20 protein-coding genes are annotated in these 22,993 nt (G+C 70.2%); 12 read left to right on the top strand and 8 right to left on the bottom strand.

The annotated features are described in order from the left end of the window. The first annotated feature begins 46 nt into the window (after positions 1–46). Positions 47–1,084, top strand: a complete 1,038-nt coding sequence (locus ACZ7LU_RS10590) for a hypothetical protein (RefSeq protein ID WP_471916532.1) — start codon at positions 47–49, stop codon at positions 1,082–1,084. 54 nt (positions 1,085–1,138) lie between these two features. Here the strand turns inward: ACZ7LU_RS10590 and ACZ7LU_RS10585 are convergent, their stop codons facing one another. Beyond that, complete coding sequence (locus ACZ7LU_RS10585) at positions 1,139–2,098, bottom strand: threonine/serine dehydratase (RefSeq protein ID WP_471916531.1); 960 nt, start codon at positions 2,096–2,098, stop codon at positions 1,139–1,141. A 206-nt stretch (positions 2,099–2,304) separates the two neighbouring features. Beyond that, entirely contained in the window at positions 2,305–2,685 is a 381-nt protein-coding gene (locus tag ACZ7LU_RS10580; RefSeq protein ID WP_471916411.1) for a winged helix-turn-helix transcriptional regulator, read from the bottom strand. A 102-nt stretch (positions 2,686–2,787) separates the two neighbouring features. On the opposite strand from ACZ7LU_RS10580, the gene ACZ7LU_RS10575 reads away from it, so the two are divergent. The 4 genes from ACZ7LU_RS10575 (at position 2,788) to ACZ7LU_RS10560 (ending at position 6,141) form a co-directional block, all read left to right on the top strand. After that, the gene (locus tag ACZ7LU_RS10575) at positions 2,788–3,717 is read left to right on the top strand and encodes an NADP-dependent oxidoreductase (RefSeq protein ID WP_471916530.1); all 930 of its coding nucleotides are present in this window, start codon (positions 2,788–2,790) and stop codon (positions 3,715–3,717) included. Between the two features lie 108 nt (positions 3,718–3,825). Then, complete coding sequence (locus ACZ7LU_RS10570; protein WP_471916410.1) at positions 3,826–4,773, top strand: DUF4232 domain-containing protein; 948 nt, start codon at positions 3,826–3,828, stop codon at positions 4,771–4,773. 108 nt (positions 4,774–4,881) lie between these two features. After that, positions 4,882–5,487, top strand: a complete 606-nt coding sequence (locus tag ACZ7LU_RS10565; protein WP_471916409.1) for an HNH endonuclease signature motif containing protein — start codon at positions 4,882–4,884, stop codon at positions 5,485–5,487. Between the two features lie 105 nt (positions 5,488–5,592). Beyond that, positions 5,593–6,141: a hypothetical protein gene (locus ACZ7LU_RS10560; RefSeq protein WP_398311553.1), complete on the top strand. Its 549-nt coding sequence runs from the start codon at positions 5,593–5,595 to the stop codon at positions 6,139–6,141. Positions 6,142–6,194: 53 nt separating this feature from the next. Here the strand turns inward: ACZ7LU_RS10560 and sigJ are convergent, their stop codons facing one another. Further along, a complete protein-coding gene (gene sigJ, locus ACZ7LU_RS10555) occupies positions 6,195–7,139 on the bottom strand; it encodes an RNA polymerase sigma factor SigJ (RefSeq protein ID WP_468084945.1) in 945 nt (314 codons plus the stop codon). Between the two features lie 203 nt (positions 7,140–7,342). Here sigJ and ACZ7LU_RS10550 point away from each other — a divergent pair, with 203 nt between their 5' ends. Then, positions 7,343–8,896: an MFS transporter gene (locus tag ACZ7LU_RS10550; protein ID WP_471916408.1), complete on the top strand. Its 1,554-nt coding sequence runs from the start codon at positions 7,343–7,345 to the stop codon at positions 8,894–8,896. 67 nt (positions 8,897–8,963) lie between these two features. On the opposite strand, the gene ACZ7LU_RS10545 is transcribed toward ACZ7LU_RS10550, so the two are convergent. After that, entirely contained in the window at positions 8,964–9,764 is an 801-nt protein-coding gene (locus ACZ7LU_RS10545; protein ID WP_471916407.1) for a 2-phosphosulfolactate phosphatase, read from the bottom strand. 141 nt (positions 9,765–9,905) lie between these two features. Between ACZ7LU_RS10545 and ACZ7LU_RS10540 the strand changes: the two genes are divergently transcribed. Continuing rightward, on the top strand, positions 9,906–10,289 hold the full coding sequence (locus ACZ7LU_RS10540) for a VOC family protein (RefSeq protein ID WP_471916406.1): 384 nt from the start codon (positions 9,906–9,908) through the stop codon (positions 10,287–10,289). Between the two features lie 27 nt (positions 10,290–10,316). Here ACZ7LU_RS10540 and ACZ7LU_RS10535 read toward each other — a convergent pair whose 3' ends face one another. Both ACZ7LU_RS10535 and ACZ7LU_RS10530 read right to left on the bottom strand, forming a co-directional pair. Next, on the bottom strand, positions 10,317–12,023 hold the full coding sequence (locus tag ACZ7LU_RS10535; RefSeq protein ID WP_471916405.1) for an ABC transporter ATP-binding protein: 1,707 nt from the start codon (positions 12,021–12,023) through the stop codon (positions 10,317–10,319). Next, a complete protein-coding gene (locus tag ACZ7LU_RS10530; protein WP_471916404.1) occupies positions 12,020–13,972 on the bottom strand; it encodes an ABC transporter ATP-binding protein in 1,953 nt (650 codons plus the stop codon). The genes ACZ7LU_RS10535 and ACZ7LU_RS10530 overlap by 4 nt, the downstream gene beginning before the upstream one ends. Positions 13,973–14,207: 235 nt before the next feature. On the opposite strand from ACZ7LU_RS10530, the gene ACZ7LU_RS10525 reads away from it, so the two are divergent. Both ACZ7LU_RS10525 and ACZ7LU_RS10520 read left to right on the top strand, forming a co-directional pair. Further along, on the top strand, positions 14,208–15,359 hold the full coding sequence (locus ACZ7LU_RS10525) for a hypothetical protein (RefSeq protein ID WP_398311529.1): 1,152 nt from the start codon (positions 14,208–14,210) through the stop codon (positions 15,357–15,359). A 95-nt stretch (positions 15,360–15,454) separates the two neighbouring features. Continuing rightward, positions 15,455–15,925 carry a DIP1984 family protein gene (locus ACZ7LU_RS10520; protein WP_471916403.1) on the top strand — a complete coding sequence of 157 codons (471 nt, stop codon included), beginning with the start codon at positions 15,455–15,457 and terminating at the stop codon, positions 15,923–15,925. Positions 15,926–16,209: 284 nt separating this feature from the next. Here the strand turns inward: ACZ7LU_RS10520 and ACZ7LU_RS10515 are convergent, their stop codons facing one another. Beyond that, positions 16,210–16,752: a MarR family winged helix-turn-helix transcriptional regulator gene (locus ACZ7LU_RS10515; protein ID WP_471916402.1), complete on the bottom strand. Its 543-nt coding sequence runs from the start codon at positions 16,750–16,752 to the stop codon at positions 16,210–16,212. A gap of 172 nt (positions 16,753–16,924) precedes the next feature. On the opposite strand from ACZ7LU_RS10515, the gene ACZ7LU_RS10510 reads away from it, so the two are divergent. Continuing rightward, positions 16,925–17,674, top strand: coding sequence for an SDR family NAD(P)-dependent oxidoreductase (locus tag ACZ7LU_RS10510; RefSeq protein WP_471916401.1), 750 nt, complete (start codon positions 16,925–16,927; stop codon positions 17,672–17,674). 94 nt (positions 17,675–17,768) lie between these two features. Continuing rightward, positions 17,769–18,584, top strand: coding sequence for an SAM-dependent methyltransferase (locus ACZ7LU_RS10505; protein WP_471916400.1), 816 nt, complete (start codon positions 17,769–17,771; stop codon positions 18,582–18,584). 41 nt (positions 18,585–18,625) lie between these two features. Here the strand turns inward: ACZ7LU_RS10505 and ACZ7LU_RS10500 are convergent, their stop codons facing one another. Then, on the bottom strand, positions 18,626–19,051 hold the full coding sequence (locus tag ACZ7LU_RS10500) for a pyridoxamine 5'-phosphate oxidase family protein (protein WP_471916399.1): 426 nt from the start codon (positions 19,049–19,051) through the stop codon (positions 18,626–18,628). A gap of 232 nt (positions 19,052–19,283) precedes the next feature. Here ACZ7LU_RS10500 and ACZ7LU_RS10495 point away from each other — a divergent pair, with 232 nt between their 5' ends. Then, on the top strand, positions 19,284–22,991 hold the full coding sequence (locus tag ACZ7LU_RS10495) for a hypothetical protein (protein ID WP_471916398.1): 3,708 nt from the start codon (positions 19,284–19,286) through the stop codon (positions 22,989–22,991). Positions 22,992–22,993: the final 2 nt, after the last annotated feature.

The following is a 22,993-nucleotide window of genomic DNA, read 5'->3' as shown; positions in this document are numbered from 1 at the left end:
GTTGGCCGGATGTGGTCGTGGCCTCGCCGGTAGGGGGAATGTGTCTGTGAACGTCGGGGCGGCACGTTTCGCCGCAGGTCAGTGGGTCGCCCGGTATGCCCGGACCGATGCCGGTTATCGGGGCGCGTACTTCAGCGGCTCGACCGTCGGGCTACCGGACGATGCCGAGTTGGCGCCCTCGTCCGACGTCGACATCTCGGTCGTCACCGCCGCCGACAGACCGCCGGTCAAGCCGGGGAAGCTGCGCCACCAGGGTGCCCTGCTGGAAGTCAGTTACCTGCCCTGGGCCGAGCTCGCCTCACCCGACGCGGTCCTCGCGTCCTACTATCTGGCCGGCAGCTTCCGCACCGACACGGTCATCGATGACCCCACAGGCCATTTGCAGAGGCTGCACGCACACATCTCGCCCCGGTTCGCCGCCCTGCCCTGGGTTCGCCGCCGGTGCCAGGGTGCCCGCCACCGGGTCGAATCCCGGCTCGCGGCGATCGACACCTCGGCACCGTTCCACGAGCAGGTGGCCGCCTGGTTGTTCCCCACGGGCGTGACCTGCCACGTGCTTCTCACCGCTGCCCTGCGGAACCCCACCGTCCGCCTGCGCTACCCGGCCGCGCGCGAGGTCCTCGCCGCGTACGGCCACCTCGACCTCTACCCGGCTCTCCTGGACCTCCTCGGCTGTTCACACCTGTCCCCCCATCGCGTCCAGCACCATCTGCACGAACTCGCCGCGACGTTCGACGCCACCGCCCGGGTGGCGAAGACGCCGTTCTTCTTCAGCAGCGACATCACCCCCGCCGCACGGCCGATCGCCATCGACGGAAGTCAGGCCCTCATCGATGCCGGTGACCACCGCGAGGCGGTCTTCTGGATCATCGCAACCTTCGCCCGCTGCCACACCGTCCTGGCCGCCGACGCTCCCCGACTCCACGCGTCCCTCGCGCCACCGTTCCAGGCAGCCGTCGCCGACCTCGGCATCAGCTCCACCCAGGACATCCTCCGCCGGGCCGAAGAAGTCAGCCGCTTTCTGCCCCGGCTCTGGCAGACCACCGAGGACATCCTGGCCAGAAACCCCGAGATCACCCCATAGGGCCACGTGAAGGAAGGACGAAGGACACACCTTCAAGGGGAGCCCGACAGCGGGTCAGCGCAGTCCGAATCGGTCGGCCCAGGCGGTCACATCGGCGGTCGTCGCATTGCCGCCGCAGACCACCAAGCCTAGCCCGGCACCCTCACCGACGCGCTCCAGGACCTGGCGTGCCGCGGGCAGCAGACATCCGGCGGCCGGCTCGGCCCAGACCTTCGCGTGGTCGGCCAGGTCGAGGGTGCCCTGCACTGCCTCGGCGTCGGTCACCGTGAGGACGTCGGTGACCAGCGCCGAGACGTGTTCGTAGGTGAGCTGTGAGGCGCTGGGGGCACTCAACGTCGAGACGATCGAGGACAGTTCGGCCCGCACCGGCCCGCCGAAGGCCAGGGCCTCCGACATGGCCCCCGCGCCTTCGGTCTCCACGCCCCAGATCCGTACACCGGGGCGGCGCGCGTGCAGCGCGGTGGCGACCCCGGAGATCAGTCCCCCGCCGCCGATGCTGACGAGTACGTCGGTGATCTCCCCGGCATCCTCCGCGAACTCCAGGCCGACCGTGCCCTGGGCAGCGATGACGACGGGGTCGTCGAAGGGATGGACCAGGGTGAGCCCCTTGGCCTGGAGCTCGTCCACGAGGGAGAACGCGCCGTCCATGGTGTCGGCGAGGATGACGCTCGCCCCGGCAGCCTCGGCGACGTCCACGGCGTGGCCGGGGGCGGACCGTGGCATGACGACGGTCGCCTTGATGTCCAACGCTCCGGCCATGACCGCGGTCGCGATGGCGTGGTTGCCCCCGCTCACGGCTACGACCCCGGCGGCGCGCTCAGCCTCGGTGAGGGTGAGGAGCTTTGCCGTCGCGCCGCGTGCCTTGAAGGAGCCGGTGCGCTGCAGGAGTTCCAGTTTCACGGTGACATGCGCGCCCAGGAGAGCGGAAAGGCCGGGGCTCGGCACCGTCGGGGTCCGTATGACGTGCCCGGTGATCTGCTCGGCTGCGGCTTCCACGTCCGCGACAGTGATCAGCACATTCGCCTCCGTCACATGCTCCGAGCCGCAGGGGTATCGGGGTCCGTACACCTTCCACGGCAGAGGGGCGGCGGCCGCGTGGACGCCGCGCACACGGTGATCAACCGCGCGGCAGTTCGATCATCCTACGCCGCCCATGCTCGGGCCGAAACGGGCTGCGAGGCCTCGCTGGGGCGCCCTGTCATGAAGGGCGGGGGCCTGCCTCAGTCGCTGTGGGTGACCGGCCCGGGATCGGTGTCGAGCGCGTCGAGCACCGCGTCGCCGTTCGCCCTCGCCCACTCGGTCAGCACGTGGATCGGTTCGATCAACGTCGCGCCAAGCGGGGTGAGTTCGTACTCGACGCGGGGCGGCGCCTCGGCGTAGGCCTGGCGGCGGACGAGTCCGTGCGCCTCGAGCCGTCGGAGCGTCTGGGTGAGCACCTTGCGGGAGATGCCGCCGATCAACTCGATCAACTCGCCATGGCGCACCGGCCCCCTGCTGAGGCCCGCGAGCACGACCACCGTCCACTTGTCGGCGATCAGCTCGACCGCCAGACGCGCCGGGCAGTCGGCGAGAAAGGGGTCACCGGGACGGAAACCGCTCATGGCGCCAAAGGTACCTGCTGGTTCCTTTCGGAAATCTAGCCTGAGTCTCTCCCCCCTTCCACAGCCAGCAGAGTCATGCGAGCCAGGAGAGTCATGCGAACCATGCGCGTCATCACCCAGCAGTCGCTCGGCGGTCCCGAGGTGCTCACCGTCGTGGACGCGCCCGAGCCCCGGCCCCTCCCGACCGAGGTTCTCGTCCGCGTCAAGGCGATCGGACTGAACCCGCTGGAGGCACGCCTGCGCGCCGGCGAGTTTCCGCTGATCGGCCGGCCGCCGTTCATCCTCGGCTGGGACATCAGCGGCGTGGTCGATCAGGCGCCGCAGACCTGGCGGTTCAAACCCGGCGACGAGGTGTTCGGGATGCCGTTGTTCCCGCGGGCGGCGAGCGGGTACGCCGAGGCCGTGTCGGCGCCGGCGCTGCACCTGGCACGCAAGCCGGCGTCGCTCTCGCACGTCGAGGCGGCGGCGCTGCCGATCGTCGGGCTGACGGCGTGGCAGGGTCTCGTCGACCTCGGCGGCGTGGGGGAGGGCGACCGCGTCCTGGTCCACGGCGGTGGCGGCGGGGTCGGCCACGTCGCGATCCAGATCGCGAAGGCGCTCGGCGCGCATGTGGTCACCACCGCCGGTCGGAGCAAGCGGAGGTTCGTCGAGGGGCTCGGCGCCGACGAGGTGATCGACTACACGGCGGTCGACTTCACCGAGGCGGTTCGCGACGTCGACCTCGTGCTCGACACGATCGGGGGCGACACCGTCGAGCGGTCACTCGCGGTGCTCCGCCCGGGCGGTCACCTGGTGACGGCGGTGGCCGAGGAGGACTCGGCGCTCATCGCCAGGTACGAGGCGGCCGGCATGCGCTTCAGCGGCATCGCGGTCGACCAGGATCCGGTCGCCCTGCGAGGTCTCGTGCGACTCGTCGAACAAGGCGGGCTCCGCGTCCACGTGCAGGAGACGTTCCCGTTCGAGCGCGTCGCCGACGCGCACCGGCTGCTCGACAGCGGTCACCTCCAGGGCAAGCTCGTCCTCACCGTCTGATCCCGTCGTGGGGCATGGCGTGGGCGAGGCCGAACTTGTGACACCCCTGTGACTGGAACTATGGCCTCCATCACATGCGTAGCATTCGCACCCTGATCAGATGACCGGATGCCCATACCCGCCCCCCTCCGCCCGGCTCGCACCCGCACCCCCGCCCTCCTGTCGGCTCTCGCCGCGACCGCTCTGCTGCTCACGGCCTGCGGAACGGAGCACGCGGACGGCGGCGCGGTCGAGGCCGAGCCTCCGTCCCGTACGCAGGTCGACGATCCGGGCAAGGACGGCGTACGTATCACCTCGCTGACCCTCCCGTCGGCTTCCCCCTCGCCCACCCGCAGCTACTCGGTCTCCGCCGACAGCCTCGCGACGGACTCGGGGGTCAGCGCCGGTTACGAGGTCACCAACAAGAGCGTCGAAACTCTGACCTACTCGGTCACCTTCACCTTCCTGAGCAGTGATGGCGGGGCCGTGACCAACCAGACCGTGACCGTGCGCGATGTCCGCCCCGGGAAGACCGTGCGGGGCACGGTCCAGGCCGGGGAACTGCCGCCCACCACGCCGCGAGTGGCGCAGGCCAAGGTGCTCGAAGTCGCCAAGATCCCCGCGAGCGAGGCGCCGCCCGAATCGGGCACGTGCCCCACCTCCGGGATCCGGGTCACCGCCGACAAGGGCGACGCGGCCATGGGACTGCGCGTCGTGGGCCTGCACCTCGACAACTGCGGCACGCGCGACTACACCGTCGAGGGCTACCCGCTGCTGGAGCTCCTGGACGACAGCCTCAAGCCCGTCGACGGCATCGAGATCCTCGACGGCAGCAGCGAGATCACCACCGGCGCGGGGCCCGACAAGGAGCCTCGCCCCGTCACGCTCAAGCCCGGCGAGTCGGCGACCGCGAGCCTGGTCTGGCGCAACACCACCGAGCTCGGCACACCGGTGAACGTGCCCCATGTCCGGGTTCGAGCCAAGACGGGTGCCGCCCCGGTGACGGTGACCCCGAACCTCGACCTCGGAACCACCGGAAAGCTCGGGGTCAAACCGTGGGAGAAGACGGAACGCTGAGCGAACCCTGCGAAGGCCACTACTGATCCCGTCCGTGCCGTTCCTGTCCGCCACGCAGAGCGTGAAGGCCGACAGTGACTGTCAGTGGTAGCGGTCATACTGCGCGCCATGGAACCCAGCGCAAGCGGATCGCTCTCCCGTGCCGCCCGGGCAGCTGCCCTTGAAGCCAACGCAGGAGGCTGCACCTACTGCTCCTGGGGGTTGGCCGAAGGTATAGACCACGTGATTCCCATGGACAGTGGCGGGCGGGACGACGTCAGCAACATCGTTCCGGCGTGCCGGAGTTGCAACAGCAGTAAAGGGAATCGGACTGTCCTGCAGTGGAAACGAGATATCCATGCCCGTCCGAGCGGCACCGGGACGGCGGGCTGGACGTTCGGCGGGCCCGACTATCACGACCCGGACAAGGTCATCGACCTGCCTGCGGACAGCATCACGAAGCATGTCGCGAAAGTGCAGAGTGAGGTGGCGGAGAACTTCGAGGCACACGAGGCGGTGGAGGCCTTGCGGCTCGTCGATGATCTCAACCGCTTCATCGCCCGCCTCGGCAACCTCTCGTCGGAACGGCGCTCCCTCCTCAGGAAAGAGGCAATGCTCCGCCTATGGGACCACGAGGAGATTCTTCTCGCTGTCCCGGCGCAGCGACGGCACGCTTTGTGGAAGGAAGACATAAGGCAGATCGACCTCAAACGGGCACTACGTGACGCCCCGTGACCCCGTCGTGTCGTTGGCCGGTTCTGGAGCGTGTGGCGGGGTTGGGCTTCCGTAGGCTCGGCAGGACAGGACTCGCCTGTCACACGAGGAGCCCTGGGGGTTGGCGTGCTGTACGCATTGGCCTTTGAGCGGGTCGGCGTCGTGGTGAGTGACCTCTACTTTCTGAACCCCAACCCGCTGCGCGGACAGGAGTCCCCCGAGCGCGGGGTGCGGCTGGAGTTGAGAGTCTTCGAGAGTGGTGAGTTGCCGGGTTCCATGTACTCGGCACGCCCCATCACGATCGGTCGCCCCCTGTGGCGGGTGGATCTCCTCCAAGACGCGAACGCCGCCCCGAACACATTCGACCGCACACACCACCACCCCGACATCGTCGGCTGGGAACCCGGCCCGCGGACCTTCGTCGAGGAGCTGTCCGACGAACCGCTGGCGTGGCTGACCGGGAAGCTCACCGACCTCTCCAGCCTGCTGGATGAGGCCGGCATCTCCCCGGACGAGATCTCGCCGGTCGATGCAGACGGCCTCCGCACCGCTGCCCCTGAGATCGTGGACACCGTCCGCCGGATGCTGGAGCGGGTATGGGCCGGTGACCTCGGCCTTCCGGGGGGCGGCATGGATTCGGGAGCGGTGACCAGCGTGCGGGCCGGCTGGCTCTAGTCCGCGGGGTGCGGCGGAGCCAGTCCGCGGGGTGTGGCGGAGCCGGACCTCAGTCAATCCTGCGGCGACTGAGCCGCCCACAGACGCAGCTTGTGCGGGTTGCGTATCGCCCAGATGTGCGTGATCCGGTCACCCGTGCCGTCGAACGCCACCACCGTCACGGTGACTCCGTCCCGCTGCGCCACCAGGCCGGGCCTGCCGTTGACCATGCGCTCCAGGATCGTCAGGCCGGACAGCCTGCGGGCGACGTCGATGAAGCCGAGCGCGATGTGCTCGGCGTCCTCGGCGGGGCCGGAGGTGCTGGCCAGGCCGCCGGTGTCGGCGATCGCCTTGACGTCGGGGTCGAGCAGGGCGACGAGCGCTTTGATGTCCTGCGCCTGCCATGCCTGCTTGAACGCCCGGACCAGGCCTGCCTGTTGGGTGACCGGGGCGGCGGGAGGCTGCGCGGCTCGGATCCGGCGGCGGGCCGAGGAGGCCAGGTGACGGCAGGCCACCGGCGTGCGGCCGAGGATCTCGGCTATGTCGGCGAAGGGGTAGCGGAAGACGTCGTGGAGGACGAACGCGACCCGTTCGGCCGGGGTCATCGAGTCCAGGACGACCAGGAAGGCCATGCTGACCGACTCGTCGAGCGTGACGCGATCGGCAGGGTCGACGGTCGCCCCCTCGGTCAGCCCCGTGCCCCTCTCGGTGAGGTCGGGCAGCGGCTCGGGTAGCCAGTCGCCCGTGTAGCGCTCACGCCGGACCCGGGCCGAGCGGAGGATGTCCAGGCAGATGCGGCTGGCGACCGTCGTCAGCCAGCCGCCGACCGACTCGACCTCGTCCCGCTGCTGCTGGGACATGGCGTACCAGCGTACGTAGGTCTCTTGCACGACGTCCTCGGCGTCGGTCAGGGAGCCCAGCAGCCGGTAGGCGAGGTTCGTCACCTGTCGCCGCTCGCTGATGAGCGCGTTCAGGCTCTCGTCGGCGTGCTCGTGCTCCGGCTCGGATGTGGTGGTCATGGTCCTGTCGACTCCCTCGATGACAGATGGCGGGCGCCAATTGCCAGATGGCGGATCGCTGATGGCGGCTCTCTTAGTCGTACGACGAGACCGCGCCCCGAACTGTGCCGTCGCCCGCCCCATCCCTCCTCCCGTCGCACATTCCGCGACCCCGCCTCGTCGGAAGGCCCGGACACCAACCAGCCCCACAGAAAGGGACGATCATGGCAACACAGAGCGCAGCTTCAGCGGCTAGGCCGCAGTCGGGAGGAGCCGGGCCGCACTCCGGAGCAGCCGCGGATCCGACACCGGCCGCGCACCCCAGACGCTGGCTCGTCCTCGCTGTCATCTGCTGCGCCTACCTCATGGTCGGCCTCGACCTGGCCGTGATGAACCTCGCGCTGCCGGACGCGCAGCAAGATCTCGGCTTCTCGGACGGCGACCGGCAGTGGGTCGTGACCGCGTACGCGCTGCCGTTGGGAAGCCTGCTCCTGTTCTGTGGGCGGCTGACCGACTTGATCGGCCGCAAGCAGGCCTTCCTCATCGGGCTTGCCGGTTTCGCGATCGCCTCCGCCGTCGGCGGTGCCGCGGACAGCTTCGGCGTGCTGGTGACGGCCCGGGCCTTCCAGGGAGCCTTCGCCGCACTGTTGTCGCCTGCCTGCCTGTCCGTGGTGGCCACCACCTTCACCGACCCGAAGGAGCGCGGCAAGGCCTTCGGTGCCGTCGGCGGTGTGATGGCTGCCGGTGGCGGCCTGGGGCTGATCATCGGCGGTGCGCTGACGGACAGTCTCGACTGGCGCTGGTGCATGTACATCAACCTGCTCTTCGCCGGTGTGGCGTTCATCGGCGGCGTGACTCTGCTGACCAAGCAGCCCAGGGCGGGCGCCCGCATGGACGTCCCGGGCGTGGTCACCGCGTCCGGCGGTATGTTCTGCCTGGTCTACGGCTTCGCCAACGCCGAGGACGGCTGGGGCCTGGCCTCGACGTGGGGCTTCCTCGTGGCCGGTGCCGCGCTGCTGTGCGTCTTCGGGGTGTGGCAGACACGCGCCGGGAATCCGCTGTTGCCGCCCCGGGTGGTCGTGGACCGCAATCGCGGCGGCGCCTACCTCACGATGCTGTTCGTCGGGGCCGGCTTCTTCAGCCTGCTGCTCTTCCTCGTCTACTACATGCAGACCGTCCTGGGTTACTCGGCCGTCGTCGCGGGCTGCGCCATGCTGCCGACGGTCGCGTGCACCATCCTGGTGACCGGCGTGGGAGGCTCGAAGCTGGTGCCCAAGTTCGGACCCAGGCCACTGATTCCCACCGGCCTGGTGGTCAGCGGGATCGGCATGGGCTGGCTCTGGTACATCGAGGTGGACTCCAGTTACGCCGGGGCTCTGCTCGGGCCGCTCGTCGTGATCGGCATCGGCACGGGGCTGATCTACTCCGCCGTGGCGAACACCGGCACCTCGGGGGTGGCGCCGAAGGACGCCGGGGTCGCCTCGGCGTGTGTCAACACCGGGCAGCAGATCGGCGGTGCCGTCGGTACCGCGCTGTTCAACACGATCGCCGCAGACAAGACCGCCAGTTGGCTGGCGGGCAACGTCCAGGGCCGGCCGTCCCCCGGCGAACTGCGCCAAGCGGCGCTCGAAGGCTACGCCGCGGTGTTCTGCTGGGCCGGTTACGCCCTGGTCTTCGGCGCCATCGTGGCCGCCGTACTGCTGCGCAGCGGTCCCCTGCCCACTCCGCCGGACAGCACCGAGGAGCCGGCCGAGCCGCTCGCGGCAGGCCGAGCCTGACCGTCGTCTCGTACGCGCCCGTACTCGCCGGGCTGCACCTGGGCATGGCCAGGCGCGGCCCGGCGGTTCACTCGGCGAGGGTGAACGCCCCGTCGACGAGGACAGGGACCGCGGTGCAGGCGTCCACTTCGGTGGCGACGGCGACGTCATCGGCGTAACCCCCGTTGATGAGTTGGCGCCCGGAGGCGCTTGCGGTCACAGCGGCGGCGACATCCGATGCCGTCTGGAAGGCGGCTGCTGCCAGCGTCGCTTCCGGCGAGAGCGCGTTTCCGAGTTGTTCGTGTTCACGAGGCAGCGGTGACGGCAGGGAGAGGTGGGACAGCAGTCCGGAGATGATCGCTCCTGCGCCCAAGAGGTCCTCCATGGCGGGCCTGAGGCTTCCGTCCGGCCAGCGTTCGCCGGAGGCGATCACCGCGACCGGGCGTTCGGCCGTCCCGTAGCCGTGGCGGACGAGCCAGCGGCTCACGGCTGTCGCGTTCCTGAGGGCGCCGGCTATCACGGGTGATTCACCGGCCGAGGCCGCGATGGCGGAGCCGTTGGGTGAGGGAAGTACCAGGCGGGGCGTGAAGGGGGCACGTCGCAGGGCGGCGGGAGAGAGGGTCCAGGGGGACGACTCGGTGGCCATGCTGCGTCCGACCGCCAGGTCCGCCCCCACCCGCCCGGCGAACGCGGTCGCGGTCGCGTCGCGCCACCGGTAGGGGAAGACCCGTGTCCCCGCCTCGACGGCGACCGTCACCGAGGTGGTGAACGAGAGCACGTCCACGACCACCATGCAGGCGACATCCGCTGCCAGCCGTTCCGCGCCGGTGGGTCCCCACTCGAACCGGACACCGTGGCCCTTCTGCAGATACCAGTCGTCATCATCCATGGCCGACGATGATTCCAGCAGGCGATGGTTCCAGCGTGGGTGGCCTGCCGGACTGGGCGCAGGCTGGAATCGGCCCACCCCTCCACCGGGTACAGATGAAAACGGCTGGAGGATCCGAGTTCGCTGAGGCAAGCTCGCCCAATGATCTCAGAGGTGCAGAACGTAGCGATCGACTGTGCGGATGCCTACCAACTGGCCTGGTTCTGGAGCGAGGTGACCGGGCATCCGCTGCACCCGGAGGACAAGCCGGGCGACAAGGAGACCCAGGTGATGCTGCCGACGGGGCCGCTGCTGTTCTTCAATCAGGTGCCCGAGCCCAAGACGACGAAGAACCGGCTCCACCTGTGCCTGCGCCCGGACACCACCCGCGAGGCCGAGGTGGAACGGCTGCTGGGTCTCGGCGCCACCCTGGTCAGCGACCGTCGGGAACCGGTCGGCTCCGGATGGGTCGTCCTCGCCGACCCCGAAGGCAACGAGTTCTGCGTCCTGCGCAGCGCGTCCGAACGTGCCGCCGCCTCCTCCTGACGCCGTCACGTCGCAGGCACATTGGGCTCACCCCGATTGCAGCGAAAGGTTCCAGAACTCGGCGTAACGGCGACCGCGGCGCAGCAATTCGTCATGGCTGCCCTCCTCCACGACTCGGCCGTCGTCGAGGAAGACGACGCGGTCGGCGCGTCGGACCGTCCGCATCCGGTGCGCGACCATCACGACCGTCCGGCCCGCCATCAGGCGTTCGATGCCTTCGTGGACGGCCGCCTCGTTCACCGGGTCCAGTGCGGAGGTGACCTCGTCCAGCAGCACGACGGGGGCGTCCTTCAGCAGCGCTCGCGCGATCGATACGCGCTGGCGTTCGCCGCCCGACAGCAGGGCGCCGCCCTCGCCGACGTTCGTCGCCCACCCGGCGGGCAGCCGTTCGATCACCTCGTCCAGCCGCGCCGCGGTGGCTGCCGCTCGTACGTCGGCCTCGTCGGCGTCGGGGCGGCCGAGGCGTACGTTCTCCTCGATCGTGCCGTCGAAGAGGTAGACGTCCTGGAAGACGAACGAGATCCGTGCCATCAGCACCTCCGTGTCGATCGCGCGTACGTCCACGCCTCCTACGCGTACCGCGCCCGCGTCCACGTCGTAGAAGCGCGCGAGGAGGTGCAGCAGCGTGCTCTTGCCCGCGCCCGACGGGCCGACGACGGCGAGGCGCTGCCCCTGGGCCACGGACAGCGACACGTCGTCGATCACCGTGCGGTCGCCGTGCCGGAAGGAGACGGACTCGAATTCCAGATCATGGCGTACCGGCGCGACCGGCGCGGCGGGTTCGGGCAGCGGCTCGGTGCGCAGCACCGTGTCGATCCGGGTCAACACGGCGCGTGCGGCGCGCAGTTGGCCGCCCAGGTCGGCCAGCGAGAGCAGTGGGTCCGCGCAGCGGGCGGCCAGGACCAGGAGCGTCAGGACCTCCGCCGTCCCGATGTCCCCGCCCAGCGAGAGATAGGTGCCCAGCACCAGCGAACCGGTGAACACCGCCTGCACCACGAGCGTCAGTCCGACGACTCCGGGCAGCGCGGTCAGGGTGGATCGGCGAGCGGCGCGCTCGACTGCGCGGAGCGAGTCGTCGAGCAGCCGGAAACGTTCTGCCGTACGCCCGCCGGCCCGCAGCACCGGCTGGGCCTGCAGGTATTCGATGACCCGCCCGGTGGCCTCGTCGTCGCGTGCGGACCGTTCCGCGTCGCCCGCGGCCATCGAGCGCGCCGTCCAGAGCTGGATCGCCGCCACGACCGGCACGGCGGCCAGCGCGGCCAGCCCCATCTGCCAGTTGAACGCGAGCATCACGGCGACGATGGTCAGAGGGGTGACACTGGCGGAGATCAGCGGCACCAGCAGGTGCGCGATCACGCCCATCGCCTCCAGGACCCCGCGACTGGCCAGGACGGAGACCTCTCCGAGGCGGCCCGCGCTGTACCAGCCGATGGGCAGTCGGGCCAGGTGGTCCCCGAGCCGGTGGTACATGCCGCGGAGCAGCGCGGTGCCGACGCGGAACCCGGACAGGTCACTCATGTAGCGCAGCCCGCCGTAGGCCGCCACCGCGACCCCGAAGGCCAGCAGCCACGGCCAGGCGTCTTCGGGCGTGCTCCCGAACAGTGACCGCAGTACCGGGACCAGCAAGGCGTAGGACAGGCCCTCGGCCACCGCTGTCGTCGTCATCAGGGCCACCGCGCGGCGCAGCGGCCGGCCGTACTCGCGTCCCAGAACGCGGAGCAGCAGCTGGATCATCGGGACTCGCCCTCCTCGTGTACGTTCCCTTGTGCTCCGGGCTCGACAGACGCCGCGACCGCCTGCGGGGCCGAAGGCGGATCAGGACACGCAGCAGAATGCTGCGCGTACCAGAATTCGGCGAATTTCCCGCCCCGTGCCCGTAGTTCGGTCGGGCTGCCGCGTTCGACGATCACTCCGCCGTCCAGCATCACGACGGTGTCGGCGTCCGCGATGGTCTCCAGGCGGTGGGCGATGATCACGGTCGTGCGCTCGCCCTTCAGCGTCGCCAGGGCCCGGCGTACCGCCTGTTCCGTCTTCGGGTCGGCGAAGGCGGTCGCCTCGTCGAGCACGAGTACGGGTGTGTCCGCGAGCAGTGCGCGGGCGAGGGCGATCCGCTGTGCCTCGCCGCCCGACAGTCCGGCGTCCTCACCGATCACGGAGTCGTAGCCGCGGGGCAGTTCGAGGATCCTGTCGTGGATGTTCGCCGACCGGGCGGCGCGCACCACGTCGTCATGGTTGGCATGCGGCACCGCCAGGGCGATGTTGTCGGCGACGGAGGCGCGCAGCAGCCGTACGTCCTGGAAGACGAAGGAGACCGTCCGGTAGAGCTCTCGGCTGTCGAGCTCACGCAGGTCGACGCCGCCGAGAAGGACCGAGCCATGTGTGGGGTCGAAGAACCGTGGCAACAGCTGGACCAGCGTCGACTTACCGCTGCCGGACGGGCCGACGATCGCGGTGACCGTGCCCGGTTCGAGTACCAGGTCGATCCCTCGCAGCACCTCGTGACCGATGTCGGCTTCAGTTCCGGCCCCGGTTCCGGCTTCGGCTTCGTAGGCGAATCGGACGTCCCGCAGTTCCACTCGGTGCCCCTGGGGCGCGACGGGGTGTGCGGGTTCCGGCAGTGGCCGCACCGCCAGGACGTCGCGGATGCGGCCGACCGCGCGTCTCGCGGCCTGCATGTCGTCGAAGCCGTGGCCGAGTGCCTCCACCGGAGCGGTGAGGCCGAGGCCGAGCAGCAGGAAGGGCAGCAGGTCGGCCGGGGCCAGGTCGCCGCTCGTGATCAGGGTCGTGCCGCCGATGAGGACGACCAGGAGTACGAAGGGTGGGGAGAGTACGAGCTGCATGCCCGCGGCGACCCTGGAGAGGCCGTGCACCCACCGGTGGAAGGTGGTGACGAACGCGTCGGTGGCCGTCAGGAACCTGCGGTGGGCGCGGCCGGAGGCGCCGAAGGTCTTCACCACCGCTATGCCCTGCACGAACTCGACGACGGAGCTCGAGATCCGCCCCATGGCCGCGTCGAACTCCTCCTGCTCGCGCAGCCGGGTCGGCGTCATCATCAGGGGCACCAGCGCCACCGCGAGTACCACCGGTATCAGCGTGATCAGGGTGAGCAGCCAGTCGACCGTGAACAGGTAGATCAGCGACGCCAGCGGGACCACGAACGCGGAGACGAGTTCGCCGGGGGCGTGCGCGATGAACGGGTGCACGGCGCCGACGTCCTCCCCCACCACCTTGGCCAGCTCGCCCGTCCCGCGCCGGGAGAACCAGCCGATGGGTACGCGTCCGAGGCTCGCGGCCAGCCGACGGCGGAACGACAGCTGCACCTGGCCGTCGAGCAGATGCCCGATCCCGGACGCCGCGGCCGTGCACAGCAGGCGGACGAACAGGCCGACCGCTCCGGCGATCACCGCGAACCAGACGTGATCATGGTCGATCGGGTCGGGTGACAGCAGCGCCCGGCCCAGTTCGACGACTGCCAACAGCGGCGCGAGACCCGCGAGGGCGCCGATGACCTGCAGAGATACGACGGCGGCGAATTTCCAGGCGTACGGGCGGAGCAGCGCCGCGACGCTCGGCGGGCCCGTGTCCGGTGGTGGTGCGGTCTGTCTTGGATGCGGCACTTCGAGGTCGGGGGGCGGGGCGGCCGTGAGGTCGGGGTGCGTGGCAGCCGTGAGGTCGGGATGCATGGCCGCCATCCTCATCGGCGCCCGCCCAGAGATCACCCGCCAACCGTCGGGCATACCTCCCGGTTCACGCACCGATCGGCGCTGCCGCCCCGCGGGCCCCGAACTCGTACTCGTACTGGCACCGGAGAAGTCGAACGAGAACCCACAAACCGTGACACTGGCCTGCACCGACGTCTTCCATCGACAGCTCGACGGACCATACTGGTCGGGCCCCGATCGCCTACAGAACGAATCCATGGCCAAGAACAGCACCTCCTCGACCGCCGTCCCCGACACCGCGTGGCTCGGGCGCGGGCGCCACCTGGGGCCCGAACCCGAACAGGACGTCCGGCGCAACCTGATCGCCCTGAAGGCGGCCGGGGTGCTCGACGACTTCCTGGACCTCGACCCCGTAGAGGCGGCCGCCTCCACCGTCCTGCACCCGCGCGACGAGTCCGCCGACCCCGGCCCGTCGGCCCGCCGCCTCTTCGAGGCCCGCTGGCGCGTGGCCGACGACGTCACGGTGCGCGCACAGCTGACCACGTACGATCCCGAGGCCCGCCGCAAGGAGGACGAGGGTGTGACGTGGACCCTCGCCGCCGAGGCGGAGCAGGCGTGGGACGATCACTGGCCCTCTCCCGCCCTCATGTTCTGGCCGGACAGCGATCAGGTCGCCTGGGATCACGACACCGTGGCGGGCGTGCGCCTGCGGTCGACGAATCACCTGCCGAAGGACGACGACGAGCTCCGCCACCTGCTGCGGGACTGCACCCGGCAGAGCTGGTTCATCCACGTCGTGGTGCACGAGGCGATGACTCCGGACGCGAAGGGGCAGCAGCCGGTCTCGACATTCCTGCCGCCCGGCCTGCGGCACCAGGTGGTCGAGCACCGGGGCACGCCGGAGCAGGCGCAGATCGCCGACTTCGCGATGAAGCGCGAGCTGGGTGTGCGGATGCCGCGCGGCGGTGCCGTCATCCTGCCCTCGGCTCCGCAGGGCCCGGACTACGACGCGGAGCGTTTCACGGTACGGACGGTCTTCCTGGACGGGTCCGAGCCGACCGAACTCCTCGACAGGGTGAAGGAGTTCGCCGCGCTCCCCCGGCCCATGTCGCCCGAGGCCGAGAGTGTCCTGACGCGGCTGCGCCAGGGCTGGCACCTGCTCACCCCCGAGGAGGAGCTGGTCCACGCCCAGGACATGGTCACCAAGTACGCCGAGGCGCTCGACGCCATGACGACCTCCCGCGATCTGTACCGGGAGGCGGCCGAGGCGGCGCAGGCGGCGCTGGCCGAGGTGACCGGCGGAGACGGTGTGCCCCGGCCGCCCGCGGCAGGCCAGGCCAAACCCGAGGGCTCCCCGCTGAGCGCGCTCACGAAGGCTTTCGGCCGCTTCCGTGAGCCGAAGAAGTAGGACCCGTCGGCGGCAGGCGGCACGGGAAAACCCGGTGCGGGCGGGGCGGCTCTCCTTCGTATACTCGTGCGAGCTCAGAGGACAGGGGGACAACGGTGAAACTTGCCGAGGCGCTGGCGGAGCGCGCGGAGGCGACGCGCCGCGTGGAGCAGCTGCGGGCGCGCGTGGTCAGCAGTGCGCGGTACCAGGAGGGTGAGACGCCTCCTGAGGACGCGGCCCAGTTGCTGGCCGATGCCGGCGAGGTGCTGAACACCCTCGAGTCGTTGATCCGGCGCATCAACCGGACCAACGCGTCCGTGCAGCTGGGAGAGGACGGCACGCTCACCGACGCGCTCGCCCGCCGGGACGTGCTGCGGCTGCGCCACTCGGTGGTCACCGCGGCCGCGGACGCGGCAGCCGGCACGGGCGAACGGGGCTACGGGCGGCAGCTGCGGTCGGAGCTGATGATGCTCTCGGCCCTCCCGGTCGCGGAGCTGCGCGGCCAGGCGGACGCGCTCGCCCGGGAGATCCGTGAGGTCGACGTGCGCATCCAGCGCGCGAACTGGGAGGCCGACCTGCTGGACTGAGCGGACGGTCCGACCGCACTGAGCGGACGGTCCGGCCGTACGGACGATGGGGAGCAGGTAGCTGTTCCGGAGGCGTGCACACACCGAGGGCCGGCGGGTTTCCGGCCCACGCCTGGCGCGTGAAGAGCAACGCAGGGGTTCGATTCCCCGATGACAGTGCAGCTCAGCACCGCGTACAGGTGACAGTGCACCTTGCACAGCACATCACCACGTGCAGATCCGGGCAGTGAGGGCGGGTTCGGGGTCTCCCCCATCACACATTTCCGGTCGGCGCCGCGCAGGCATCAGACCTCTCCCACCTGCGTGATCCGTTCGTCCCCGAGGTTCCGCTGGACGTCTTCGAGGAGAAGGCCCAGCAGTTCGGTGAGCTGTGCCTGCTGGGCGGGCGTCAGGCCGCCGATCAAGTCGGCTTCTCTGCCCAGCACTTGGTCCACCGTGGCCTCCACGAGTGCGTGGCCGGCCTCGGTGAGGGTGACCTCGACCGTACGGGGCCGACCTTCCCCGGGGCGGCGGGTGACCAGGCCTTCGCGTTCGGCACGGGCCACCCGCTGGGAAACCGCGCCCGCCGTGACCATCGACAGGTGCCCCAGCTCGCGGGTGGTCAGGGTGTAGGGCGTGCCGCTGCGGCGCAACACGCTGAGCAGGTCGAGTGTCGCCGTGTCCACGCCGGCGCGGGCGAGAACGCGTCGCCGGTCGTCGCCGAAGAGCTTGGCCAGTTGCCAGATCGGCGTGACGATGCCGATCGACGTGGCGGGGGTGCCGGGGCGCTCGCGCTCCCAGGCGGCAGCGATGTCCCGTGCGGTGTACGCGGCGGTCCCGCCCGGCACGGAGTCACCCTCCCCCCGTCCGGCCGCTCCCGCCCCCTCCGGACCCGCGTCCTTTGCCTTTGCACCCCTCGCGCCTGCCGCCATCATATCTGGCCCCTCTTTCATGTGCCGCCTCCACGGTGTTACGTTTAGCTCTAAATTTAGACCTCAATGGATGTTCGGAGTTCAGCTTATGACACGCACCATCCTGATCACCGGCGGCGGCACCGGGATCGGCCGCGCGGCCGCCCGGCACTTCGCGGAGCGCGGCGAGACCGTGTTCGTCACCGGCCGCCGTCCCGAACCCCTCCACCTGCTGGCAGCCGAGACCGGTGTACGCGGCGTGGTGTGCGACCACACCCGGCCCGAGGCGCTCACGGCGCTCCTCTCCCAGCTGCCGGAGCGGATCGACGTCCTCGTCAACAACGCCGGCGGGAACACCGACTTCGACGCCGGTCCGCAGGAGGACCTCGAAGTCGGCGAAGAGGCCGATCTCGTCGCGTACGGGCAGGCCTTCCGCGACAACCTGGACGCGAACCTCGTCGGGGCCGCGCTGACCACCAGGGCACTGGACAGCAGGCTCGCGGCCGGTGGAGCCGTCGTGCACATCGGGTCGATCGCCGGCGCCCAGGGATCGGGGGCCGGGGCCTACGGCGCCGCCAAGGCCGGTCTCGCCGCCTGGAATCTGGATCTGGCCCGTACGCTCGGGCCGCGCGGCGTCACCGCCAACATCGTCGCGCCCGGCTACATCGCGGACACCGAGTTCTTCCGGGACCGGCTCGCGGACGAGCGGCGCGAGCAGCTCGTGGCCGCGACCTCGACGGGTCGCGCCGGTTCGCCGGAGGACATCGCGGAAACGGTCGCCTTCCTCGCCTCTCCCGGAGCCCGTCACATCACCGGTCAGGTGCTGCACGTCAACGGAGGCGCGTACATGACCCGTTGAGGTTCCCCGGGTGAACTGATGTGCGCAACACGGCTGTTGCGACGTAGGTTGTGCGTCGAACAGTCCACGCCACGGTTGAAGACGGACGGTACCCATGACCGACCACGCCACGACGCCCGGTCCTGCGGCGCACCAGAAGATCGACACATCGGTGCCGCACTCGGCCCGGATCTGGAACTACTGGCTGGGAGGCAAGGACAACTACCCCGTCGACGAGGCGGCGGGCGACGCGTACAGCGCCGTCTTCCCCGGCATCGTCACCGTCGCCCGCAGCAGCCGTGCCTTCCTGCGCCGCAACATCACGCACCTGGTCTCCGAGGCGGGCATCCGGCAGTTCCTGGACATCGGTACCGGTCTGCCGACGGTGGACAACACGCACGAGGTCGCCCAGCGCCTCGCCCCGGAGGCCAGGATCGTCTACGTGGACCACGACCCCATGGTCCTCACCCACGCCCGCGCGCTGCTCACGTCGACCCCGGAGGGGGCCACGGCCTACATCGACGCCGACCTGTCCGACCCCGACCGCATCCTGGCGGCCGCAGCCGACACACTGGACCTCAGCCGCCCCACCGCCCTGATCCTCAGCAACATCCTGGGGCACATCGCCGACTACGACGAGGCGCGCGCCATCGTCGCCCGGCTGATGGACGGCCTGCCGTCCGGCAGCTACCTCTCCGTCAACGACGGCTCACGGGGCGTCGACGCGGCGTACGAAGCGGCCCAGGACGCCTACAACGCGTCCGGTGCCGTCCCGTACTTCCTGCGCCCGGTCGACAAGATCGAGGCGTTCTTCGAAGGCCTGGAGCTCCTCGCGCCCGGGGTCGTGTCGGTCCCCTTCTGGCGCCCCGACCCCGGCTCTCCCGCCCAGGAACCCATCGGTGAGCACGGAGGCCTCGCCCGCAAGCCGTGACGCCCCGGTGAGCCGCACCGGGGGTCAGGCCGCACCAAGGGTCAGACAGAACCGAGGTCCGACGAATACCAGTGCTCGGGCCGCAGGTAGTAGACGGCCTGCTCGCCGTGCTCCTTCCAGGCGGTCTCGACGTACGACTCGACCTTGTCGGCCGGGAGGTAGCGCGCCGAGATCTCGCGCAGCCGCTCGACGGTCGCGTCCTCGGAGCGGACCACCGGGCCCTCCACGGAGACGTACCGGACGGTCGGCTCCAGGCGGTCGACCATCAGCGAGAAGCGTCCCGCGGCGGCGATCAGCCGGCCCTTCTTCGAGTGCCGGCCCGTCATCACCCACAGCTCGCCGCCCGGGGCGTACTGATACCAGATCGGCAGGGTGAGCGGCGCCCGCCCCTCCCCCGCCGTCACGGCCAGCGCTCCGATGTGCGGCTCGGCAAGGAACTGTTCACGCTCTTCGACACTGAGCGGCATGGGCATCTCCTTCGACGGCGTCTGCTGGTGGTGATCCCCAACTCCCCTGTTGCCGCCGGTATTCCGCGAGCCCTCCGCGCCTTCACTCGTTCGGGTGGTGTTGGGGGGCCGGTCGGTGTGACGTCGGGCGGGTCCGAGAGGCTGGGGAGGCGCCATTTGTGCGGGACAGCACGCTTCGCAGTACGGGACAGCACGCTCGAAGGTTTCCTGACTCGCTTGACGGGAGAGTCACATGGCCGCGTCCCCCTCGCCCGAGCCGTACCGGCTGCTGCGGGCGACCGACTTGCTCGATCTGCACTTCGCGTTCCTCGGACTGCGCCTGGAGCGCCCCCTCATCGGACCCCGGCGGCTGGTGCGTGCGGACCCGGGGCAACCGGCCTTTCTGGTGGTCACATTCGGCCCCCAGCATGTCGCCGAACAAGCCTTCTTCGAAGTCAGCCCGGGGCTGCCCGAGTCGGGGACGCCGGTGTCCGGCGCGGTACGGGCCGGCAGCGAACCCCCCAAGCCGCCACCGGTCGCCTCACGCATCGGCGGCCGCAGCCTCCTGGTGTTCACGGTCGCCGCCGACGACATCGTCGAGTACACCGAATCCGGCCTGCTCACCGCCATGCGGACGCTCCCGATGCGGGTGGTGGACGCCGCCGCCGAACCCGCCTCGGCAGACCGGTCGGCCCGTGCCGTGACCGGTCGGCCCCTCGATGTCTTCCAGGCGCTGCGGCTGGCCCGTACGACGGCGGAACTGACCGCGCGGTACGGGCCGGGCGGGCCCCTCGCCGCCGGACTCCTGGCCGTGCCCGCCGCCTCTGAGGCCACCCCGGACACCGCCACGAACGCACTCCCGGACACCGTCGCGGGCCCCGGTCCGGAAAACCCGCTGGCGGACGCCGCCAACCCGCGCACCGGCATCGAACTGCCCTACCGACTGCTCCTCTCCCCACCCGGGTCGGCTGCCTGGACGCACACCACCTCGCTGCCCGACCCGGACGGCCGGGTCGAGCTGTGGCACACCCGGATGCCGGCCGGGCACGCCCGTGCCGTGTGGACCCGTGACCCTGAATTCGATCCGGCCGACGCGCGCGCCCTGCCCGCCGGAGGCAGCGAGTTCACGATGGCACTGGACCGCAAGGACCGGTCCTCGGTGGTGCATCTGAGCTCCAACCGGAACCTGCCGGGCAGCTTCTCCCCCGCCCCGCTGGACGTCGACCATCTCATCCTGTCCGCCATGGGCGGCTGGCTCGACTCCTTCGGCCAGTGGAACAGGCCCCCGACCGGCTTCGACGTCACCCAGTGGCGGCACCGCGCCGCGCTGGGCCGGGATCACTACGTACGCGTCATGTACCGCGGCCGCCTGTGGCCGTTCGGACACCTCGCGGATCTCGTCAAGGTCACCGAGCGCAAGTTCGACCACACCCGCCCCGACCACGCCGCCTATCTCAACCAGCGGTTCTTCATCATGGTGCGGGAACCGGTGCGCAGCTATGGACAGTCGGATGACAACGCCGACCAGAAGCGGCTGCGCCGGCTCTTCCCGTTCACCAGCGTGCGGCTGCTCACCCTGGTCACGCCGGATCTGCAGAAGCCGCAGACGATCCCCGGCCTGTCCCCGATCGGCGGCGACCCGAACGAAAAGCTCGCTTTCTTCCCCGCCTCCGCCACCGAGGACCCCTTCCAGTTCCAGGTGAGCATGACCGACCTGGAGGGGCGCCTCGTCGAGTTCCGTACGCCGATGGCCTTCGTCGGCAAGCTCGTCCACGAGAACGAGGCCGATGTCCAGGTCATCGTCGACTACTACCGGCGCCTGGTGTCGGAGCCTGCGCCGGAACCGCCGGACCTGAGCAGTCCGCTGGTCCGGCGCGCCGTCGCCGACGTGCGCGGCCAGTCCATCGCCTACGCACCCAGCCGCAAGCCCGGCGACACGACTCTGTCCACCGGGCAGCTGATCTGGGGCGCCGTGACCACCGAGGCCATCCTGTCCCTGGATCCCACGGACCATCCGCGGTTCCTGCCGACCGTGCGCTGGGCGCGGGCCGTGATCCCCGCGCTCGCCCGGTTCGGCGGCTTCGAAGGTGACGTGACGCAGTCGGTGTTCTACCCGGAGCCGTACGTGCGGAACGCCTTCGGCGAGGCGAACAAAGGGCAGGTCTTCGTCGAACTGGCCGCGCCCGTCGACCTGTCCTTCCGGCACTCCGGTCAGACCGCCGGCGCGCTCGCCCAGCCCAACTTCCCCGTCGCCGGTCTCTCCCGTCTCACCGGACCGGTCGCCGCCACTCCGGTCACGGCGGCGGGCGCCGCGCCCGTCGACAAGTGGGCCAAGCTCGCGCAGGGCAGGTTCAATCCCCTCGACTATTTCGGGAAGTTGGCCGGGGCGAAGCTCTTCGGGATGTTCCCGCTCACCGAGATCCTGAGCGAGATCGGTCTCGACAACCTGAAGGCGCCGAACTTCTTCACCGCGACCGTCGACGCGGTCACCGGCTTCCTCGGCGACCTCCGCGGTCTGCGCGACCTCCTGGCCTCCGTCGAGGAGCAGTTCCCGGAGACCGTGGACCTGGTGCTGCGCGCGACCGACGCCGCGGCGGCCTTCGCGCAGATCCTCGTGGACTACATCACCAGCCAGTTGGAGGGGGCACAGGACCCGACCACCATCGAGGAGGTCGAGAACGCCTTCACCGCGTTCTCCGACGCACTCGCCGCGCTGCGCCTCGGCCTGCCCGCCGGGGTGGACGCCGGGGTGCGGCAGTTGCTCGGCCGGATCGCCGACCAGGTCGCCACCTGGGACAGGGCGGTCGGCCAGGCCCTCGCGCTGAAGAAGGCGGTCGAGCTCGCCGCCCTCGGCGCCAAGTTGCCGGACGTCGTCAACTCCCGTCTTCAGTGGCAGCCCGACATCAAGGCGTGGACGCCGGGCAAGCCGACGCCGACCAAGGCGGAGGACGCCGTGTTCTGGCCGACGGGGAAGCTGACGCTCGTCACCGACCTGCGCGGCTCGCTGCGGCCGGACGTGCCGCAGGCCGCGGACGTGACGTGCACCCTGGGCAAGTTCGACCTGCGCATGGTGCCCGGCTTCGACGCCGTCGTGCTGCACTTCGACCAGATCCGCTTCAGCATGCGCGCCGGGCAGAAGCCCGACGTCGAGGTGAAGTTCGGCGGCGTCGACTTCGTGGGGAACCTGGCCTTCGTCCAGACCCTGCGCAACATCATCCCCCTCGACGGTTTCAGTGATCCACCGGCGATCACGGTCGACGGGTCCGGGATCCACGCGAACTACTCCATGCAGCTGCCGAGCGCCGCCATCGGCGTCTTCAGCCTGGAGAACCTCTCGCTCAACGCCGCGATCTCCGTCCCGTTCATCGGTGACACACCGCTCCAGGCCGGATTCGCCTTCTGCCGCCGGGAGGCGCCCTTCCGCCTCACGGTGTCGATGCTGGGCGGCGGCGGCTATTTCGGGATCGTACTGAATCCCAAAGAGATCGCCGTGCTGGACGCCGCCCTCGAGTTCGGGGCCGCCGTGTCGATGAACTTCGGCGTGGCCAGCGGCAGCCTGTCGGTGATGGCCGGAATTTACTTCCGGCTCGACCTGGCCAAGGACACCGTGACGCTCGTCGGCTACCTGCGGGCCCGCGGCGAGGTCGACGTGCTCGGCATCGTCTCCGCCTCCATCGAGCTCTACATGGAGCTGGGCTACAAGGACGGTTACGCGATCGGCCGGGCCAGCCTGACGATCAGCATCGAGATCGGCTTCTTCGAGACGTCGGTGACGATCCGCTGCGAGAAGAAGTTCGCGGGCAGCGGCGCCGGGACCGCCGCCTTCGCGTCGGGCACGCCCTGCCCCGCCATCAGCCCGCCCTCGTTCGTCGATCTCATGTCCCCGTACGACGACCCGGTGACCGGCGCCCGGGTCGATCCGGTCCTCGACTACTGCACCGCGTTCGCGGAGGTGGACTGACC

It is taken from the genome of Streptomyces sp. NPDC039462 (assembly GCF_055639375.1).
Note: the sequence above shows the minus strand (reverse complement) of the source record. Positions and strands in the feature narration are given on the sequence as shown.

Coding starts and splice junctions, on each gene's coding strand:
- ACZ7LU_RS10545 (WP_471916407.1), bottom strand. CDS start 9,764: ATGGATGATGACGACTGGTATCTGCAGAAGGGCCACGGTGTCCGGTTC.
- ACZ7LU_RS10500 (WP_471916399.1), bottom strand. CDS start 19,051: ATGCCGCTCAGTGTCGAAGAGCGTGAACAGTTCCTTGCCGAGCCGCAC.
- ACZ7LU_RS10575 (WP_471916530.1), top strand. CDS start 2,788: ATGCGCGTCATCACCCAGCAGTCGCTCGGCGGTCCCGAGGTGCTCACC.
- ACZ7LU_RS10570 (WP_471916410.1), top strand. CDS start 3,826: ATGCCCATACCCGCCCCCCTCCGCCCGGCTCGCACCCGCACCCCCGCC.
- ACZ7LU_RS10525 (WP_398311529.1), top strand. CDS start 14,208: ATGGCCAAGAACAGCACCTCCTCGACCGCCGTCCCCGACACCGCGTGG.
- ACZ7LU_RS10550 (WP_471916408.1), top strand. CDS start 7,343: ATGGCAACACAGAGCGCAGCTTCAGCGGCTAGGCCGCAGTCGGGAGGA.
- ACZ7LU_RS10580 (WP_471916411.1), bottom strand. CDS start 2,685: ATGAGCGGTTTCCGTCCCGGTGACCCCTTTCTCGCCGACTGCCCGGCG.
- ACZ7LU_RS10540 (WP_471916406.1), top strand. CDS start 9,906: ATGATCTCAGAGGTGCAGAACGTAGCGATCGACTGTGCGGATGCCTAC.
- ACZ7LU_RS10530 (WP_471916404.1), bottom strand. CDS start 13,972: ATGCATCCCGACCTCACGGCTGCCACGCACCCCGACCTCACGGCCGCC.
- sigJ (WP_468084945.1), bottom strand. CDS start 7,139: ATGACCACCACATCCGAGCCGGAGCACGAGCACGCCGACGAGAGCCTG.
- ACZ7LU_RS10535 (WP_471916405.1), bottom strand. CDS start 12,023: ATGATCCAGCTGCTGCTCCGCGTTCTGGGACGCGAGTACGGCCGGCCG.
- ACZ7LU_RS10565 (WP_471916409.1), top strand. CDS start 4,882: ATGGAACCCAGCGCAAGCGGATCGCTCTCCCGTGCCGCCCGGGCAGCT.
- ACZ7LU_RS10505 (WP_471916400.1), top strand. CDS start 17,769: ATGACCGACCACGCCACGACGCCCGGTCCTGCGGCGCACCAGAAGATC.
- ACZ7LU_RS10495 (WP_471916398.1), top strand. CDS start 19,284: ATGGCCGCGTCCCCCTCGCCCGAGCCGTACCGGCTGCTGCGGGCGACC.
- ACZ7LU_RS10510 (WP_471916401.1), top strand. CDS start 16,925: ATGACACGCACCATCCTGATCACCGGCGGCGGCACCGGGATCGGCCGC.